General features: G+C 68.7%; 16 protein-coding genes and 2 tRNA genes. 14 read left to right on the top strand and 4 right to left on the bottom strand.

Annotated features, from left to right (window positions below; genetic code table 11):
- Window positions 1–142 precede the first annotated feature (142 nt).
- The 9 genes from dnaA to ACRDTB_RS02480 all read left to right on the top strand — a co-directional run bounded on the left by dnaA (window position 143) and on the right by ACRDTB_RS02480 (window position 12,207).
- Window positions 143–1,792 carry a chromosomal replication initiator protein DnaA gene (dnaA, locus tag ACRDTB_RS02520; RefSeq protein ID WP_431428217.1) on the top strand — a complete coding sequence of 550 codons (1,650 nt, stop codon included), beginning with the start codon at window positions 143–145 and terminating at the stop codon, window positions 1,790–1,792.
- A gap of 503 nt (window positions 1,793–2,295) precedes the next feature.
- A complete protein-coding gene (gene dnaN, locus ACRDTB_RS02515; protein ID WP_431428216.1) occupies window positions 2,296–3,429 on the top strand; it encodes a DNA polymerase III subunit beta in 1,134 nt (377 codons plus the stop codon).
- A 27-nt stretch (window positions 3,430–3,456) separates the two neighbouring features.
- On the top strand, window positions 3,457–4,371 hold the full coding sequence (gene gnd, locus ACRDTB_RS02510) for a phosphogluconate dehydrogenase (NAD(+)-dependent, decarboxylating) (RefSeq protein WP_431428248.1): 915 nt from the start codon (window positions 3,457–3,459) through the stop codon (window positions 4,369–4,371).
- A 2-nt stretch (window positions 4,372–4,373) separates the two neighbouring features.
- On the top strand, window positions 4,374–5,549 hold the full coding sequence (gene recF, locus ACRDTB_RS02505; RefSeq protein ID WP_431428215.1) for a DNA replication/repair protein RecF: 1,176 nt from the start codon (window positions 4,374–4,376) through the stop codon (window positions 5,547–5,549).
- Window positions 5,550–5,676: 127 nt separating this feature from the next.
- Complete coding sequence (locus tag ACRDTB_RS02500; RefSeq protein ID WP_431428247.1) at window positions 5,677–6,258, top strand: DciA family protein; 582 nt, start codon at window positions 5,677–5,679, stop codon at window positions 6,256–6,258.
- Window positions 6,259–6,446: 188 nt separating this feature from the next.
- Complete coding sequence (gyrB, locus tag ACRDTB_RS02495) at window positions 6,447–8,417, top strand: DNA topoisomerase (ATP-hydrolyzing) subunit B (RefSeq protein WP_431428214.1); 1,971 nt, start codon at window positions 6,447–6,449, stop codon at window positions 8,415–8,417.
- A gap of 39 nt (window positions 8,418–8,456) precedes the next feature.
- Complete coding sequence (gene gyrA, locus ACRDTB_RS02490) at window positions 8,457–10,991, top strand: DNA gyrase subunit A (RefSeq protein ID WP_431428213.1); 2,535 nt, start codon at window positions 8,457–8,459, stop codon at window positions 10,989–10,991.
- A gap of 220 nt (window positions 10,992–11,211) precedes the next feature.
- Window positions 11,212–12,078 carry a DUF3566 domain-containing protein gene (locus ACRDTB_RS02485; protein WP_431428246.1) on the top strand — a complete coding sequence of 289 codons (867 nt, stop codon included), beginning with the start codon at window positions 11,212–11,214 and terminating at the stop codon, window positions 12,076–12,078.
- Window positions 12,079–12,133: 55 nt separating this feature from the next.
- Window positions 12,134–12,207, top strand: a tRNA-Ile gene (locus ACRDTB_RS02480).
- A 192-nt stretch (window positions 12,208–12,399) separates the two neighbouring features.
- On the opposite strand, the gene ACRDTB_RS02475 is transcribed toward ACRDTB_RS02480, so the two are convergent.
- Complete coding sequence (locus ACRDTB_RS02475) at window positions 12,400–13,128, bottom strand: pentapeptide repeat-containing protein (RefSeq protein WP_431428212.1); 729 nt, start codon at window positions 13,126–13,128, stop codon at window positions 12,400–12,402.
- Window positions 13,129–13,784: 656 nt separating this feature from the next.
- Window positions 13,785–14,189, bottom strand: coding sequence for a hypothetical protein (locus tag ACRDTB_RS02470; RefSeq protein WP_431428211.1), 405 nt, complete (start codon window positions 14,187–14,189; stop codon window positions 13,785–13,787).
- 399 nt (window positions 14,190–14,588) lie between these two features.
- Here ACRDTB_RS02470 and ACRDTB_RS02465 point away from each other — a divergent pair, with 399 nt between their 5' ends.
- The 3 genes from ACRDTB_RS02465 to ACRDTB_RS02455 all read left to right on the top strand — a co-directional run bounded on the left by ACRDTB_RS02465 (window position 14,589) and on the right by ACRDTB_RS02455 (window position 15,607).
- A complete protein-coding gene (locus ACRDTB_RS02465; RefSeq protein ID WP_414638593.1) occupies window positions 14,589–14,732 on the top strand; it encodes a DLW-39 family protein in 144 nt (47 codons plus the stop codon).
- Between the two features lie 72 nt (window positions 14,733–14,804).
- Window positions 14,805–14,877 (top strand) — tRNA-Ala (locus ACRDTB_RS02460).
- Between the two features lie 205 nt (window positions 14,878–15,082).
- Complete coding sequence (locus ACRDTB_RS02455) at window positions 15,083–15,607, top strand: DUF2020 domain-containing protein (protein WP_431428209.1); 525 nt, start codon at window positions 15,083–15,085, stop codon at window positions 15,605–15,607.
- Between the two features lie 59 nt (window positions 15,608–15,666).
- On the opposite strand, the gene ACRDTB_RS02450 is transcribed toward ACRDTB_RS02455, so the two are convergent.
- Window positions 15,667–16,353, bottom strand: coding sequence for a hypothetical protein (locus ACRDTB_RS02450; protein ID WP_431428208.1), 687 nt, complete (start codon window positions 16,351–16,353; stop codon window positions 15,667–15,669).
- A gap of 83 nt (window positions 16,354–16,436) precedes the next feature.
- Between ACRDTB_RS02450 and ACRDTB_RS02445 the strand changes: the two genes are divergently transcribed.
- Together ACRDTB_RS02445 and ACRDTB_RS02440 are read left to right on the top strand one after the other, a co-directional pair.
- The gene (locus ACRDTB_RS02445; RefSeq protein WP_431428207.1) at window positions 16,437–16,997 is read left to right on the top strand and encodes a peptidylprolyl isomerase; all 561 of its coding nucleotides are present in this window, start codon (window positions 16,437–16,439) and stop codon (window positions 16,995–16,997) included.
- A complete protein-coding gene (locus ACRDTB_RS02440) occupies window positions 16,998–17,906 on the top strand; it encodes a rhomboid family intramembrane serine protease (RefSeq protein WP_431428206.1) in 909 nt (302 codons plus the stop codon).
- A gap of 9 nt (window positions 17,907–17,915) precedes the next feature.
- Here the strand turns inward: ACRDTB_RS02440 and ACRDTB_RS02435 are convergent, their stop codons facing one another.
- Window positions 17,916–18,335: a PH domain-containing protein gene (locus ACRDTB_RS02435; RefSeq protein ID WP_431428205.1), complete on the bottom strand. Its 420-nt coding sequence runs from the start codon at window positions 18,333–18,335 to the stop codon at window positions 17,916–17,918.
- Between the last annotated feature and the right edge of the window lie 122 nt (window positions 18,336–18,457).

Below are 18,457 nucleotides of genomic sequence, written 5' to 3'. Positions count from 1 at the left end.
TACCTTCGTGCACAGTTGTGGACAACCCTGTGGATGCTTCCCGTGGTCGGGGCGCGACCGAGCTCACCGCGCAGGTGAGTGGTTCGGGGTGGTCGGAGGGTTGGTCATGACCGAAGGCCGACGAGGGGAGGGGAGCTCGTAGGTGTCCGAGCAGGTGAATCTGGGTGTGGTCTGGGAACAGGTCGTGCGGGAGCTGTCTGCCGGCACGCTTTCCCCCCAGCAGCGAGCATGGATGCGCGTGACGCGACCGATCGGCCTGCTCGACGGCACCGCGTTGCTCGCCGCGCCGAGTGACTTCGCCAAGGACGCGATCGAGCGGGCACTCCGCGAACCGATCACCGACGCGCTCTCCCGACGGCTTGGCCGCGCGGTCTCGCTCGCGGTCAGGGTGGATCCGATGACGCCGACGGCGAGCGCGCCCATCCCGGCACCGGTCGCCGTCACGCCGTCCGCACCGTCCAATGGGGACACGAGCGCCGGAGGCGTGCGCCCCAACGCCGTGCTGCCCCCGCGTACCTCGATCCTGCCGCCGGTCGGCGAGTCCGACACGACGAGCGCCCCCCTGTCCGACAACGCGTCCGACAACGGAAGCGGATCCGACAACGGTAGCGACGGCGGCGACAACAACTCCGACGGCGAGGAGGTGGACGAGGAGGGCGAGGCACTCGCCACCGTCCACGAGATCTGGCCGACGTTCACCGGAACCCAGCCGTCCAGCGGTCAGCCGTTCACCGCGCCGGCGCAGCCGCAGACGTCGAAGACGCGGCTGAACGAGAAGTACACGTTCGACACCTTCGTCATCGGCGCCTCGAACCGCTTCGCGCACGCCGCGGCGGTCGCCGTCGCGGAAGCGCCCGCCCGCGCGTACAACCCGTTGTTCATCTGGGGGGAGTCCGGGCTCGGCAAGACGCACCTGCTGCACGCGGTCGGCCACTACGCGCAACGACTCTTCCCCGGCATGCGCGTGCGGTACGTGTCGACCGAGGAGTTCACCAACGACTTCATCAACTCGCTGCGCGACGACCGCAAGGTCGCGTTCCAGCGGCGGTACCGCGACATCGACATCCTGCTGGTGGACGACATCCAGTTCCTGGAGGGGAAGGAAGGAACCCAGGAGGAGTTCTTCCACACCTTCAACACGCTGCACAACGCCAACAAGCAGATCGTGGTGTCCTCCGACCGGCCGCCGAAGCGGTTGGAAACGCTGGAAGATCGACTGCGCACGCGGTTCGAGTGGGGCCTCATCACCGACATCCAGCCGCCCGAGCTCGAGACGCGGATCGCGATCCTGCGCAAGAAGGCCGCGCAGGATCGCCTCGCCGCGCCCGCCGAGGTGCTGGAGTTCATCGCCGCCCGCATCGAGCACAACATCCGCGAGCTCGAGGGCGCGCTCATCCGCGTGACCGCGTTCGCCTCCCTCAACCAGCAACCGGTCGACGTCGGCCTCGCCGAGATCGTGTTGCGGGACCTGATCCCCGACTCTCAGGTACCGGAGATCAGTGCGTCGACGATCATGGCGGTGACCGCGGAGTTCTTCTCCGTGTCGATCGATGATCTTTGTGGGCCGGGGAAGACGAAGGCGCTCGCGCAGGCCCGGCAGATCTCGATGTACCTGTGCCGCGAGCTGACCGACCTGTCGCTGCCGAAGATCGGGCAGACGTTCGGCGGTCGCGACCACACGACGGTCATGCACGCGGAGAAGAAGATCCGCAAGGAGATGGCGGAACGGCGCCGGATCTACGACCAGGTGCAGGAACTCACCAGTCGTATCAAGCAACGCGCACGCGGCTGACGCGAACTTGCTTGTGTGGCAACCACTTCCCGCGCGACCGCTTGGCATCACCCGGAAAGGGGATACATGACCATCCCCGACCCTGTGCATGACTTGGGTACGAACCGGGCCAAGTCTGGGGACCGTGCTGTGGGCAACTTCGGGCGTCATGTGGACAACTCTCGTGCGATCGCGAACCATCCACCGGGCCGCCGAGTTGTCCACCGATCCGATACCAGGTTCATCCACAACCGGACGCGCGGGACGACGTGCGCGGACGAGCGTTGTCCACACAACCCACAGGCCCTATTACTACGGCTGTATTTCTCTCTTATCTTTGTCAACAAAGAAAAGACAGGGGCCGCGAGTCAGCGAGCGACGAAGCGACCACGCAGCACCGAAACCACCCGGCCCCGAGTACCGCACTCGGCCGGCAAGCCGTACGGTGACGGTCTACGTCGTGAGCTCTCTCGGGTTGGATCCCGCGTGCGAGCGGCTCCTTCTCGTGTCTGGAAAGGACAGTCATGAAGATCCGCGTCGAGCGCGACGGTCTCGCCGACGCCGTCGCCTGGGTCGCGCGCAGCCTGCCGTCCCGTCCGCCCGTTCCGGTACTCGGCGGAATACTGTTGGATGCGGAAAGTTCCGACGCGCTGACCATCTCCGGGTTCGACTACGAGGTCTCGGCGACGGTCGGCGTCGCGGCCACCATCGCCGACGGTGGGCGCACACTCGTGTCCGGCCGGTTGCTCGCCGACATCACGCGGTCCCTGCCGGCACAGCCGGTCGAGATCATGGTCGACGGTGCGCGCGTGTCGATCACCTGTGGCAGCGCGAAGTTCAGCCTGCCGACGATGCCGGTCGAGGACTACCCGCAGCTGCCGGCCATGCCGCCGCACGCCGGTGAGCTCGTCGGTGAGGTGTTCGGTCTCGCGGTGAGCCAGGTCGCGGTCGCGGCCGGCAAGGACGACACGCTGCCGATGCTCACCGGCGTACGGATCGAGATCGACGGCGACAAGCTGACCCTCGTGGCGACCGACCGGTTCCGCCTCGCGATGCGGGAGTTCATCTGGAAGCCGGACGAGGGCCTCGCCGGCTCCGGGGAGATCGCCGTGCTGGTGCCCGCGCGGACGCTGGCCGACGCGGCCAAGGCGCTCGGCACCGCGGGCGCGACCGTGGAGCTCTCGCTCGCCCCGGGCGACGGGCTGATCGGCCTGTCCGGTTCCGGCCGGCGCACCACGAGCCGGCTGCTCGACACCGAATTCCCGCGCTACCGCCAGCTGCTGCCCTCCGAGCAGACGGCGACCGCGATCATCGAGGTGGCCCCGCTCGTCGAGGCGATCAAGCGCGTGTCGCTGGTCGCCGAGCGCGGCACCCAGGTCCGGCTGGAGTTCGGCGAGTCCGGTCTGCGGCTCTCCGCCGGCGGCGACGACGAGGGCAGCGCCGAGGAGGAGATCGGGGTCGACTACACCGGCGAGCCCGTCACGATCGCGTTCAACCCGTCCTTCCTCCAGGAGGGTCTCTCCGCGCTGCACGCGGACCGCGCGGAGCTGACCTTCACCACGCCCAGCCGTCCGGCACTGATCAAGCCGGTCGGCGAGGATGGCACCGTGGTGGCGGGGTACCTGCATCTGCTGATGCCGGTGCGCCTTCCCGGCTGATCGGAGGACGTTCGCGTGACAAGCAAGATCCAGCTCGGTCTCGTCGGTCTCGGCAGGATGGGCTTCAACATGCGTGACCGGATGCGCGCGGCCGGTCACGACGTCGTCGGCTACGACCGCAACCCGGACGTGAGCGACTCGGCCTCGCTCGCCGACCTGGTCGACACGCTGCCCGGGCCGCGCATCGTCTGGGTCATGGTCCCCTCCGGCGACCCGACCCGGCAGACCATCGCCGAGCTCGCCGGCCTGCTCTCAGCCGGCGACCTCGTGATCGACGGCGGCAACTCCCGTTTCAGCGACGACCGGGACAACGCCGAGCTTCTGGCCGCCAAGGGGATCGCGTACCTGGACTGCGGTGTGTCCGGTGGCGTGTGGGGCAAGGACAACGGCTACGCGCTGATGGTCGGCGGCGCCGCCGAGCACGTCGAGCGGGCGATGCCGGTCTTCGACGCGCTGCGCCCGGAGGGGCCGCGCGAGGAGGGCTTCGCGCACGCGGGCGGGGTCGGCGCCGGCCACTACGCGAAGATGATCCACAACGGCATCGAGTACGGGCTGATGCAGGCCTATGCCGAGGGCTTCGAGCTGCTCGACACGGCCGACGTCGTGGCGAACGTGCCAGCGGTGATCAAGGCGTGGCAGCGCGGGACGGTGGTGCGGTCGTGGTTGCTCGACCTCCTGGTGCGCGCGCTCGACTCCGATCCCGAGCTCGACGATCTCCGCGGTCATGTGGACGACTCGGGCGAGGGCCGGTGGACGGTCGAGGAGGCGATCAAGCTCGCCGTGCCGGCGCCGGTGATCTCGGCCGCGCTGTTCTCGAGGTTCCGCTCCCGGCAGGAGGACTCACCGGCGATGCGCGCGGTCGCCGCGCTGCGCAACCAGTTCGGCGGCCACGCGGTGCACCAGGCCGGGCCGACCTCCGGCGCGGGCAGCACCCAAGGCTGACGTTGTACGTCCGGCAGTTACAGGTCAGCGACTTCCGGTCGTGGGAGTACGCGGACCTGGAGTTCGCCCCCGGCGCGAGCGTCCTCATTGGACAGAATGGTCAGGGCAAGACGAACCTGATCGAGGCGGTCGGCTACGCGGCGACGCTCGGCTCGCACCGGGTCGCGTTGGATCTTCCCCTGATCCGCCACGGCTGCGGACGCGCGATCGTGCGGACCGCGGTCGTCAACGCCGGGCGCGAGCTGACCATCGAGCTGGAGATCACCGCGGGCAAGGCCAACCGGGCCAGGGTGAACCGGGCGCCGGTGTCGAAGACCCGGGACGTGCTGGGGATCCTGCGCACTGTGTTGTTCGCGCCCGAGGACCTCGCGCTCGTCCGCGGCGACCCGAGCGAGCGGCGCCGGTTCCTCGACGAGCTGCTGGTCCAGCGCGCACCTCGCTACGCCGGCGTGCGCGCGGACTACGACCGGGTGCTGCGCCAGCGCAACGCGCTGCTCAAGTCGTCGGGCCACGCGCGGCGGTCGAGCTCGACGGGGGAGGGCTCCAACGCGCTGAGCACGCTCGACGTTTGGGACGGCCACCTCGCCCGGCACGGCGCCGAGCTCCTCGCCGCGCGGCTGGACCTGGTCGCCGACCTCGCCGACCACGTCACCGCCGCGTACGCCGGGGTCGCACCCGAGTCGCGGCCGGCGCGGATCCGGTACCGGTCGGGGATCGCCGGGTCGTTCCCCGCCGACTACGGCACGCCCGGGGTGCGCGCGAACGTCGAGGTGCTGGTCGACGCGCTGCTCGCCGCGATGGCCGGCGCGCGGGACAACGAGCTCGAACGCGGCGTGAGCCTGGTCGGCCCGCACCGCGACGAGCTGGAGCTCACGCTCGACGACATCGCCGCGAAGGGCTACGCGAGCCACGGCGAGTCGTGGTCGTTCGCGCTCGCGCTGCGGCTCGCCTCCTACGACCTGCTGCGCGCCGACGGCAACGAGCCGGTCCTCGTGCTCGACGACGTGTTCGCCGAGCTCGACCGCCGCCGCCGGCAGCGACTCGCCGAAGTGGCCCGCGAGGCCGAACAAGTCCTCGTGACGGCCGCGGTGGAGGAGGATGTCCCGGACGAGCTCGACGGCGCTCGCTACGTTGTGTCGAACGGGGAGGTGTCCCGTGCCGGACCGGTCGCCCGATGATCAGCCGCGAGTAACCCGCAGTGATGTGAGAGGTCCCACATCTGGGGACAAACCTGTGGATAGTGTGGATAACGCTGTCACCGTCCGCCGCTCTACCCCCCTCGAACAGGCCGATCTGCCTGGTCCGATCGCCCAGAAGGCGGACGACGGTGATCAGGTCGCGAGCCCCACCACCGAGGGTGACTATCCACAGCTGCGTGGACCGGACCTGGCTCGCGCCACACTGCGTGCGGCCAGGGAGGCCGCCGCGGGCAGGGGCGCGACCGCGAACGGGGTGCGGAACAAGCGGGCCCGGCGTACGTTCGTGGCGGGCTCGCGCCGGCGCCGGCGCTGGTCGGGACCTTCGTCCGACGACCGCGACCCGCAGCCGCTCGGCCGGCTCGCGTCGAGGCTCGCCGCGGACCGCGGCTGGACCGCCCAGCTCGCGACCGGCCACCTGTTCGGCAGGTGGAGCGAGATCGTCGGGGAGGAGGTCGCCGAGCACGCCCGGCCGATGTCGCTCAGGGACGGCGAGCTGACCGTCCAGGCCGCGTCGACCGCCTGGGCCACGCAGTTGCGACTGCTCCAGCGCCAGCTCCTCGTCAAGATCGCCGCGGGCGTGGGCCACGGGGTGGTCAAGCGGCTGAAGGTGCACGGTCCGTCCTCGCCGAGCTGGCGGTACGGGCCCCGGCACGTACGCGGACGGGGGCCCCGGGACACCTACGGGTGAACCGACGGCCGGAAAGCTGCCTGAACGGGCGTGGAGAATACTCGCGAGAGTCCTCTCCCACGGCCGTTTCCGCGAGAGCGTCAGTGGCCGTGCTAGGGGTGTCCTTGCCCCGCTCCAGCGCAACCGCACCCGTACAATTGATGTAGGGAGTTATCGCGCCCGTTCCTGACGAGGGAGACACCACGCCCGTGGCAGCCATCAACAACCATGAATACAACGCGTCCTCCATCACCGTCCTGGAGGGTCTCGAGGCCGTTCGGAAGCGGCCCGGCATGTACATCGGCTCCACCGGCGAGCGAGGTCTGCACCACCTGATCCAGGAGGTCGTGGACAACTCCGTCGACGAGGCGATGGCCGGGTACGCCACGAGGATCGTGGTCACGCTGATGGCCGACGGCGGGGTCAGGGTCGTCGACGACGGCCGCGGCATCCCGGTCGACATGCACCCCGTGCACGGCAGGCCGACCCTGGAGATCGTGCTGACCCAGCTGCACGCGGGCGGCAAGTTCGACAGCGAGTCCTACGCGGTGTCCGGCGGGCTGCACGGGGTGGGCGTGTCGGTGGTGAACGCGCTGTCCACCGCGGTCGACGTGGAGGTGTGCCGGGACGGCACGGTGTGGACCCAGCGCTACGAGCGGTCCGAGCCGGGCCCGCTCGAGGAGCGTGGCAAAACCGACCGAACGGGCACCACGGTCACGTTCTGGGCGGACCCGGACATCTTCGAGACGACGGACTACAACGCGGAGACGATCGCGCGCCGGCTGCAGGAGATGGCGTTCCTGAACAAGGGCCTCACGATCGTCCTGCGCGACGAGCGCGTGTCGGATGAGGACAGTGTCCCGGACGCCGAGGGCAAGGCGGACCGGATGAAGGAGCGCACCTACCACTACCCGGGTGGGCTCGAGGACTTCGTCAAGCACATCAACCACACCCGCGAGGCCGTGCACAAGAACGTCATCTCCTTCGAAGCCAAGGGCGACGGCCTCGAGGTCGAGGTGGCCATGCAGTGGAACACCGGCTACAGCGAGTCGGTGTACACGTTCGCCAACACGATCAACACCGCCGAGGGCGGCACCCACGAGGAGGGCTTCCGCGCGGCGTTGACGCGGGTGGTCAACGTGTACGCGCGGGAGAAGAAGCTGCTCAAGGAGAAGGACGCCAACCTCACCGGCGACGACGTGCGCGAGGGCCTCGCCGCCATCATCTCGATCAAGCTGGCGGAGCCGCAGTTCGAGGGCCAGACCAAGCAGAAGCTGGGCAACACCGAGGCGAAGACGTTCGTCCAGACCACGTGCAACGAGTGGCTCGCGGACTGGTTCGAGCGCAACCCGACCGAGACGAAGACGATCGTGTCGAAGTCGGTCTCCTCGGCGCAGGCCCGGATCGCGGCACGCAAGGCGAAGGAACTGGTCCGCCGCAAGGGCGCGCTGGACGTCGGCGGCCTGCCCGGCAAGCTCAAGGACTGCCGGTCGACCGACCCGGAGGAGTGCGAGCTCTACATCGTCGAGGGTGACTCCGCGGGCGGCTCGGCCAAGGAGGGCCGGGAGTCGATGTATCAGGCGATTCTCCCGATCCGCGGCAAGATCATCAACGTGGAGAAGGCCCGCATCGACCGCGTGCTCAAGAACACCGAGGTGCAGAGCCTCATCACCGCGCTGGGCACCGGTATCCACGACGAGTTCGACCTGTCGAAGCTGAAGTACTACAAGATCGTGCTGATGGCCGATGCGGACGTGGACGGCAAGCACATCACCACGCTGTTGCTGACGCTCCTGTTCCGTTTCATGCGGCCGCTGATCGAACACGGGCACGTCTACCTCTCGCAGCCGCCGCTGTACAAGATCAAGTGGCAACGCGCGGAACCCGAGTTCGCGTACTCCGACCGTGAGCGCGACGGGTTGATCAAGGCGGGCCTGGAGGCGGGCAAGAAGATCAACCGCGAGGACGGCATCCAGCGGTACAAGGGTCTCGGCGAGATGAACGCCGACGAGCTGTGGGAGACGACCATGGACCCGGCGCACCGCCTGCTGCTCCAGGTGACCCTCGACGACGCCGCCACCGCGGACGAGCTGTTCAGCGTCCTGATGGGCGAGGACGTCGAGGCCCGGCGCTCGTTCATCACTCGCAACGCCAAGGACGTCCGCTTCCTCGACGTCTAGTTCGAGGACAGCCTGCGCTAGGAAAAGGAACTCGAGTTCGTGACCGAAACCTTGCCGCCGGAAGGCGATCGGATAGAGCCGGTCGACATCCAGCAGGAGATGCAGAACTCCTACATCGACTACGCGATGAGCGTCATCGTGAGCCGCGCGCTGCCGGATGTCCGCGACGGCCTCAAGCCGGTGCACCGCCGCGTCCTCTACTCGATGTACGACACCGGCCTGCGCCCCGAGCGCAGCCACGTCAAGTGTTCCCGCATCGTCGGCGACGTCATGGGCAACTACCACCCGCACGGTGACACGGCGATCTACGACGCGCTCGTCCGCCTCGCCCAGCCGTGGTCCATGCGGTACCCGCTCATCGACGGCCAGGGCAACTTCGGCTCACCGGGCAACGACCCGCAGGCCGCCATGCGCTACACCGAAGCGCGGATGGCTCCGCTCGCGATGGCGATGCTGCAGGACATCACCGAGGAGACCGTCGACTTCACCGACAACTACGACGGCAAGACCCAGGAGCCGGTCGTCCTGCCCTCGCGGATTCCCAACCTGCTGGTCAACGGCAGCGGCGGGATCGCGGTCGGCATGGCGACCAACATCCCGCCGCACAACCTGCGCGAGGTCGCCAGCGGTGTCGTCTGGGCACTGGAGAACTGGGAAGCCTCGGACGACGAGACCCTCGCCGCGATGATGCAGCGGATCAAAGGCCCGGACTTCCCCACGCACAGCCTGATCCTCGGCACCCAGGGCATCGAGGACGCCTACCGCACCGGTCGTGGCTCGATCCGGATGCGTTCGGTGGTCGAGGTCGACGAGGACGCCAAGGGCCGCACGATCCTCGTCGTCACCGAGCTGCCCTACCAGGTCAACCCGGACAACCTGATCGAGAACATCGCGCAGCTGGTCCGGGACGGCAAGGTCACCGGCATCTCCGAGGTCGCCGACGAGTCCAACAAGCGCAGCGGCATGCGAATCGTGATCACGCTGCGACGGGACGCGGTCGCCAAGGTCGTGCTGAACAACCTCTACAAGCACACCCAGCTGCAGCACAACTTCGGCGTCAACATGCTGGCCCTGGTCGACGGCGTGCCGCGCACGCTGCGGCTCGACCAGATGATCCGGCACTACGTCAGGCACCAGGTCGACGTCATCGTCCGGCGCACGCGGTACCGGCTGCGCAAGGCCGAGGAGCGCGCCCACGTCCTGCGCGGTCTGGTCAAGGCGCTCGACGCGCTCGACGAGGTCATCGCGTTGATCCGCCGGTCGCCGACGGTCGACGAGGCACGCACCGGCCTGATGTCGCTGCTCGACGTCGACGAGATCCAGGCGAACGCGATCCTCGAGATGCAGCTGCGCAAGCTGGCCGCCCTGGAGCGTCAGAAGATCATCGACGAGCTGGCCGAGATCGAGAAGACCATCGCCGACCTCCAGGACATCCTGGCCAACCCGGAGCGCCAGCGGACCATCGTCCGCGAGGAGCTGATGGAGATCGTCGACAAGCACGGCGACGAGCGGCGCACCAAGATCATCCCCTACGACGGCGACGTGTCGATCGAGGACCTGATCGCGGTCGAGGACGTGGTCGTCACGATCACCCGGACCGGGTACGCCAAGCGCACGAAGACCGACCTGTACCGCGCGCAGCGGCGCGGCGGCAAGGGCGTGCAGGGCGCCGGGCTCAAGCAGGACGACATCGTGGCGCACTTCTTCGTGTGCTCGACCCACGACTGGATCCTGTTCTTCACCAACAAGGGCCGGGTGTACCGGGCGAAGGCCTACGAGCTACCGGAGGCCAACCGCAACGCACGCGGCCAGCACGTGGCCAACCTGCTCGCGTTCCAGCCCGACGAGCACATCGCGCAGGTCATCGAGATCCGGGACTACGAGGTCGCGCCGTACCTGGTGCTCGCGACCAAGAGCGGCCTGGTGAAGAAGAGCAGGCTGTCCGACTTCGATTCGAACCGCGCGGGTGGCCTGATCGGTGTCAACCTCCGCGACGAGGACGAGCTGGTCGGCGCCGTGCTGTGCGCGTCCGAGGACGACCTGCTGCTGGTGTCCGCCGGCGGGCAGTCCATCCGGTTCAAGGCCACCGACGAGGCGCTGCGCCCGATGGGCCGCGCGACGTCCGGCGTGCTCGGCATGCGGTTCAACTCCGGTGATGAGCTGCTCACCCTCGGTGTGGTCCACGAGGGGCAGTTCCTGCTAGTCGCCACGGATCGCGGGTACGCCAAACGCACGCCGATCGAGGACTACCCGGTCCAGGGTCGGGGCGGCAAGGGCGTGCTCACCATTCAGCACGACACGAGGCGTGGCAGGCTGGTGGGGGCGCTCATCGTCGACGTCGACGACGAGGTGTACGCCATCACGTCGTCGGGCGGGGTCATCCGGACCAACGCCCGGGAGGTGCGCAAGGCCGGCCGGCAGACGAAGGGAGTGCGGTTGATGAACCTCGGTGAAGGGACCACCCTGGTTGCCATCGCACGAAGCGCGGAGGAGCCGACGGAGAACGGCGGCGCAACCCCCGCGGCACCCGAGACGTCCGACGACGGCCAGCAGCCACAAGAGCCACCGCAGTAAGCGAGACACGTAGGGGATCCTCGTGACACCAGCCGACAAGTCCGGAAGCACCGGCCAGAACACGGAGCGCGAGTCGGACCAAACGTCCGGCGTCGCCACCGACGGCCAGGAAACGCCGGTCGAGCAGGTGGCCGATGGAGATCACGACGGCACGCGGGACGGCAACCACGACGGCAGGCACGAGCGCAACGGCCAGCCGGCGGACGAGCCCACCGCGCGCATGGCGACGCCCGACGACCTGGAGCTGAGTCACGGCACACCGCCGCCCTGGCAGCGGGTGACCAGCGACAACTCGCCACAGGCTGGCGAGTCTCCCGCTCGGCCGGCCACACCGCCCCCCTCGCCGCCCGGCGCTCCGCCCGCCGTGCCGGCCAAGTCCCAGGACCACGGCCAGTGGACGACCCCGGTCACGCCACCCAAGTCGCCGGCCACACCGCCGCAGGGCGTGAGCGTCCCGCCCAACCCGCCGCCACACGGCGAGAAGACGGTGTCGATCGAGCGCCCGGTGGTCACCGGCGCGGCGGCGGCCCGCCTGTTCTCCGACGGCGTGCCGACGGCCGCCACCATGCCGGCGCCCAGCACCGGCACGCCGTACGCCGGCGCGAACCCGTCCCGCACGACCGTGCACCTGGAGGGCTCCGGCCCGTCCGGCGGCCCGTCCACCGGCCCGCTCCGCGTGGGCGCGGCCGCGACCCCGAGCGCCCTGCGTCGCCCCGGCCGTGGCCCGCGGCGGGCGAACCTGCAGATCAAGCGGTTCGACCCGTGGTCGGTGCTCAAGCTGTCGCTGGTGCTGGGCGTGGCGCTGTTCTTCGTGTGGCTGGTCGCGGTCGGCGTGCTGTACGCGGTGCTGGACGGCATGGGCGTGTGGGACAAGCTGAACGGCATCTCGAGCGAGATCCTCCAGCCGGCCGACGAGAGCGGCGGCGAGCCGCTGATCAGCGCCGGCCGCGTGTTCGGCGTCGCGGCGATCATCGGCGCGGTGAACATCGTGTTGTTCAGCGCGTTGGCCACGGTCGGGGCGTTCATCTACAACGTCTCGGCCGACCTCGCCGGCGGCCTCGAAGTGACGCTCGCGGAGCGGGAGTAGCGGCATACCGGGTTGGGTGAGCGGCGAGCCGTGCGATAGTCTCGTCGCGCTGTTGGGGCCTATAGCTCAGGCGGTTAGAGCGCTTCGCTGATAACGAAGAAGTCGGAGGTTCAAGTCCTCCTAGGCCCACACAAGTCAGAGCCGGTCCCCGAGCGCGGGAACCGGCCCTGGGACACCAAGAGCCTGCCGACAACGATCACGTGGGTTGCTCGCGAGGGCTGGCCGACCCAATCACCGGTTCATGATCTCAGGCAAGTAGGCGCGTTCTGTCGTGGAGAGGTCGCGCTAGACAGATCGCTGTCGAACCTGGTGCGCGTGCACTCAGGTATCCGTGGCAGGTAGTTGCTGTTTCAAGGATTCCGGAATTCCGTCGGCGAACTGGGCGTCGTCGAACAAGGCGTCGCCGGTGAATCGGGTGCCGTGGAACCAGGAGCTGCCCGTGAACTGGGTGCCGTCGAATCGGGCGCCGCCGCTGAACCGGGCGCCGTGGAACCAGGCTTCTCCGCGGAACTGGGCGCTGCTAAACCGAGCCTCGCCGGTGAACTGGGTGCTGCTAAACCGAGCGTCGCCGGTGAACCGGGCGCGGTGGAACCAGGTGTCGCCGCTGAACTGGGCCTCGCTGAACCAGGTGTGGTTGGTGAACTGGGCGCGGTGGAATCGGGCGTCGCCGCTGAACTGGGCGTCGCTGAAAGTCGCAGTGCGGATTTCGCATCCGCGCAGGTCGAAGCCGATGAGGGTAGCGCTGTTGAGGTCGAGGTCTACCCCAGGCCAGTAGGTGTGAAGGCGTTTGCTGTTGTCGTCGCGAGGACGGAGATGGCGCGTGAGGATCCGTTGTGCGGTGAGTCGGGCTTCGCGTTCTTGAAGTCTGCGGTTCTCCTCCGAGGTGTGGTGTGTTGTCGTTCCTGTGTTTCGTGCGAGCGCTGACGTTGTTGGACGGCGGCTCTGTGCCGACTTGACTCGTGGTCGGCGCACCCCCAACCGTGGCGTGCCCATCTTGTTCGGGAGTGGTGTGTAGGGGGCGCGTAGGTAGGCGCAGATGACGTCCACCACTGTCTGTCGATGGTCGGGGTTGTCCTGAGCAACACGTTCCAGTGCGTACAGCCCGCCATGGCGAACAGGGCCTGTTCCGACCCGAGTTGTTCCACGGCCTTGACATACAGTTCGGTCAGTCGGCGCTCGGCGGCATCGTGCTCGGTGGCCCACTGTCGGCGCCAGGCCAGCACTAGCGTGAACACCGCGCCGGCTCCAGCGCCTACGGCTAGCGCCACCTTGATCATTTCTAGCCGTGCGGTTGAGGTGGAGTGGTCAACCACGTGCGTCAGCACCAGCACAGCCGCTGTGGTTGACACCACGATCGGTATGACCACCACCGTGGTGGACCACCACCACAACCGATTCCGCTCTCGCCACCACCGCGGTCTGGACAAGAAGGTTCGCTTACCCGCCACCACGAGATCGTGCTACAGGGTGGTCGGCACGTCGCACGCGGTAAGCACGCGCCACCGTGCGACGTAGAAGGCAACCTGTTGGGGCGGTGTGCAGTCTGCGTCGTGGACTTCGGTCATCGCCTACCTGCGTGGGTCACGCGTCCGTAAACCCAGAGACCATCGGACGGTGTCCCTAGCGCAGAACCCTTGCACCACAGTGAGAGCGGCACCCGGAGCATGATCATCAACGTGGCGCGGAGGGCCTTCATTCCGGCCCGATCAGTGGACGTAGAGTAAGGCCAGGCCGTATCCCTTGGCGGCCGTACGCGATAGGAAGACGCACATATCGGCGTACACCGCGTTGAGTCCCTTGACCACCCCTTCCCGACGTCGGGTGGCGTCGGCCAGCATCCGCTGCTTGGTGGCCGTCATCGCGAGCAGCTGAGCAATCTGAGCCAGCGTGGTCGTGGTAATGAACCCCATGTAAGCGTCCTTGCCATCCCACTCGCGCAGCCCGCCAGTCAGGCCCAGTTCGCCGTCCGCGAGGTGCCGCAATGCGTCGGCACGGCCGTCGAACAACGGGTAGAGGAACTCGGCGTCAAAGTCGGCGGAGTCGTGGAGTGCTTCGCCGGGCACGTCCTGCCACGTCGGGTGGGTGTGGTCGGCCAGCCACTGGTCGCTCATGGCGATCCATTGGCACGTCAAACTCATCCGCCGAGTGTGCCAGCCGACCACGAATGCTGCTGGCGGCCCGGTTCTTCAACGCACGGAGGATCCGTTGCAGGCCAGACGGAGGGGGTGCCATCGCTGATACTGGTTCGGCGATGGCACCCTCGTCGATCCGCCTCGACCAGGCTCCAAACCGCTCGTCGCCCTCTGGTCCGCTGAAGATCCGGTCCATCGCTTCGGCGCCGTGCTCGACGATCGGCCTGAGCTGATGGCGGTAGACCAACTCCGGATCTGTGAGTGCGCCGTGCCCGACCGGAGGACGGCGCGCTTGTGGCAGACTTGTGGCCTTGCTGCGGGACGCCGCAGGGGTTGCAGCAGGTTGATACGGGTGTTTTGCCGAAGGAGGCAATGGACGTGAAGAAGCTTCTCGCTCTGGTGGCCGTGGCCGGGGGCGTGCTGTTCGTGGTTCGCCGCAACAAGTCGGCCAAGGCGCAGGACGACCTCTGGCGCGAGGCGACCGCTCCGGCCACCGGCGCCAACAACGCCAAGAAGGCCTGACCGCCACAGCGCGCTCACACCCGTGCGGCCCACCGCCGCACGCACACCGGTGCGACCACCCGCACCGGCCCTGGGGACGTAGCTCAATTGGCAGAGCACTGCCTTTGCAAGGCAGGGGTTAGGGGTTCGATTCCCCTCGTCTCCACGAAGACTCGCTCCACGAAGGCCTGTGTGTTCGTCGCGACCACCGGTCCGGCTCGGCGCGCGGGGAGCGGCGAACCGGCCGAACGGGCTGGTCGACATGGTCGCCGACGCGCTGATCCGAACCGACGCGGTCGAGTCGTCGTCACGAGGTAGGGGCCCACGACCGCGACGGCGTGTGATTGACTACCGACCCTATGAAACGCGCCTTGTTACTCGGTCCCCTGCTGATCGTGCTCGCCGCGTGCAACTCCGAGTCTGCCGCGGACGATCCGACTGTGATCACCACGGAGGGCACCTCCGCCGCTGCGGCCCCGCCGGCCGCGAAGCCGCCCGCGCCACCCGAGCCGACCGCCGACGGGCCCTGTCCCTACCTCGACCAGACGTTCGTCGAGGACACCAACGGCCAGCGCGTCGGCGAGACCAAGACCTCCGCCGACGACCCGCCGGCCTGCTTCTTCTACCGCTCCGACGGCGGCGTGCAGCTGACCGTCCAGGTCTACCGGGGTAAGGCCGCCGTCGCGAAGGCACTCGTCGACCAGGTCGCGCCGGTGGACACCGCCAACCCGGCCGAGCTCACCGGCGGGTGGACCGGCGGCGCGCAGCCGACCGACGAGGGCGCGGTGTACGCGGTCGCGAAGGAGGCCGTGGCGGTCGTGGTGGCCACCAACCAGGAGCAGACGATCAAGGCGAAGCTGGTCGCACAGGAGGCGATCACCGCGCTGGGGCTGTAGGGGTCGAGCACGGCACACGGCCCGCCAAGGGATCGCCTTGGCGGGCCGTGTGCGGTAGATCAGCCCTGCTTGGTCGTCGACTTCTGGGGCCGTTGCCCATTCGCGGCCGACGAAGACTCCGAGTCCTCGGCGGAAGACTCGTCCGCGCGGCTCCTCGGTTCCGGCACCGGAGTGGGCTCCGCCGACGCGGACCTGCCGCGCACCACGTACGCGACCCCGGCCGCGACGATCGCCAGCAGCAGTACCTTCGGCCACCGGCGCTTCTTGGGCGCCTCGGCGTCCTTCATGGCGGCCGCCTGCTCCTTGGCCTGCGCCTTCAACCTGGCCATCTCGGCCTTCATGGACGCCTTCAACTCCTTGGCGTCCTCGCGAGCCTGCTTGGCCGTCTTCGACGCACGCTTGGCCGGCTTGCTCTTCTTGGCGTCCTTGCGTGCCTGCTTGGCCGCCTTCGCGAGCTCCTTGCGGGTGTGCTTGGCCCTACGCGCCAACTTCTTGCGCGCCCGGCGCGTGGTTTTCACGACCTCCTCGCGCGCGAGCTCGGCGCCTTCGGCCAGCGCCACAGCCAGATGCTGGGGAGCGACACCCCGCTCCGTCAGCTTCCGGTCCGCGGCGTGCGCGGCCTTCGTCGTTGCGTCCGCACTTGCTTGACCAGCGCGTTTGGCGCTCCGGCGGACCGCGAGCCAGCCGGAGCCGACGGCCTTGCCGACCGTCTCTCCGGCCCGGGTCATGGCCTTCACATCGTCCATAGTGTGCTCCAGGGTGGCTTGGTCGGACACAGACCATCCTGCCCCTTCCCGAGCGATCTCGCTGCGGATGGCACGATGGCCAGGTGGCAGACAGCAATGGATCCCTCGTCGGAGTGACGGTCTCGTCCACCCTGCACACCTCGCGGGGTGACATCAGGATCAACCTTTTCCCTGATCACGCACCCAAGACCGTGTCGAACTTCGTCGGCCTGGCCAAGGGCACCAAGCAGTACACCCAGCGAAACGCCAAGGGAGAGACGTCCGGTCCGTTCTACGACGGCATGATCGTCCACCGGGTCATCGACGGCTTCATGATCCAGACCGGCGACCCGACCGGCACCGGGCGCGGCGGGCCCGGCTACCAGTTCGCCGACGAGTTCCACCCCGAGCTGCAGTTCAACAAGCCGTACCTGCTCGGCATGGCCAACCCGGGCGTCGCGAACAGCAACGGCTCGCAGTTCTTCATCACGGTCGCGCCGACGACCTGGTTGAACTTCAAGCACACGATCTTCGGCGAGGTCGCCGACCAGGAGTCCCGCAACGTCGTGGACGAGATCGCGAACACGCCGACCGCACCGCCACACGACAAGCCGGTCGAGGACATCGTGGTGGAGCGAGTGACCATCGATCGCGCAGAGGACTGAGTGTCGGTCAACCGGCAGCAGGACTTACCGGCGTGCGTTCGCCACCCGGACCGGCCGACCGGGTTGCGATGCGTGCGGTGCGACCGGCCGGCCTGTCCGGACTGCCTGCGTGAGGCCTCGGTCGGCTACCAGTGCGTCGACTGCGTGACCGAGGGCGCCCGCACGGTCCGCACGCCGCGCCCCGTCCGCCGCTTCCGGTCCGCCGGCGGGCCCCGGCTCGTCGTGGTGCCGACGCTGATCGTGGTCAACGTCGTCGCGTTCGCCGCGACCGCGATACAGGCGGGCAGCATCGTCGAGAACCAGGGGTCCGCGCTGTTCGTCGACGGCATGCTGGTGCCCGGCTACGTCGCGGCCGGCGAGTGGTGGCGCCTCGTCACCTCGGGCTTCCTGCACTTCGGCAACTACGGCGGCTACGGGCCGGTGCACCTGCTGTTCAACATGTTCGCGTTGTGGGTGATCGGCCGGGACCTCGAGGTCGCGCTCGGCCGTGGCCGGTTCCTCGCCGTGTACGCGCTCGCGCTGCTCGGCGGCTCGACCGTGATCATGCTGTTCGGCCCACTCGACGGTGGGGTGGCCGGCGCGTCCGGCGCGGTGTACGGCCTGTTCGGCGGCATCGCGGTGATGGTGTTCAAGGCCAGGATCAACCCGACGCCCGTGCTCATGCTGATCGCGATCAACATCTTCCTGAGCGTCACGTTGCCGGGCATCTCGCTGCTCGGCCACGTCGGCGGGTTGGTCGCGGGTGCCCTGGCCACCGCCGCCATGGTCTACGCGCCCCCGGTGCGGCGAACTCAGCTGCAGGCCGGCGCGTGCATGGTGCTCGGGCTCGCGATGATCGTGGCGATCGGCTTGCGCGGGGCGGTCCTGGACTGTGCGATCGACGCGCTGGGCCTCTACTGCGCCACCTAGCCGCCTGGCTCAGGTTCGCAGCTCCAGCAGCGCGTCGACGACGTCCCGCGGGTCCGCGCCGAGGTCCAGCCGGCCGAGTACGACCAGCGCCGGCACCTCGGCGCGCTCGGCGTCGAGCTCGACCGTGGCGACGTCCCGACCGAGCCGGCGGGTGCGGACGAGCCGCACGTTCACCTCGGCCCACGACCACCGGCGGGTGCTGGTCAGCCCGCGCACGGTGACCCCCGTCGAGTCGGCCGCGAGCCGGGGCCGGACCAGGACGCCGAACAGGCCGGCGACCGCGAGGACCAGGGCCACGGTGCCCAGCAGCAACCGACCGGGCGGATCGTCGGAGAACCAGGCCCACGCCGCCGCGGCCGCGGCCAGCACCCACGCCAGGGCCGCCAGCTCGGCCCTGGGCGCCCAGCTCCGCGCGGTCGGGACGGTCAACGGGCGTCACGCTCCGGATCGGCAAATCGAGTTATCCACAGCGGTTATCCACACTGGGGATGACTTACACCCTTGTGGTTCAGTCACACTGCGCTGAACGGGTGCATCCACGTGAAACGGGT

The organism is Actinophytocola sp., from assembly GCF_050699935.1.
Taxonomy (GTDB): Bacteria; Actinomycetota; Actinomycetes; order Mycobacteriales; family Pseudonocardiaceae; genus Actinophytocola.
The sequence above is the reverse complement of the archived record's forward strand: the minus strand, read 5'-3'. Positions and strand labels throughout refer to the sequence as shown.

Excerpts from the sequence above, each read along its gene's own strand:
- ACRDTB_RS02470 (WP_431428211.1), bottom strand. The coding sequence starts at position 14,189 with ATGAGCGACCAGTGGCTGGCCGACCACACCCACCCGACGTGGCAGGAC.
- ACRDTB_RS02485 (WP_431428246.1), top strand. The coding sequence starts at position 11,212 with ATGGCGACGCCCGACGACCTGGAGCTGAGTCACGGCACACCGCCGCCC.
- ACRDTB_RS02450 (WP_431428208.1), bottom strand. The coding sequence starts at position 16,353 with ATGGACGATGTGAAGGCCATGACCCGGGCCGGAGAGACGGTCGGCAAG.
- dnaN (WP_431428216.1), top strand. The coding sequence starts at position 2,296 with ATGAAGATCCGCGTCGAGCGCGACGGTCTCGCCGACGCCGTCGCCTGG.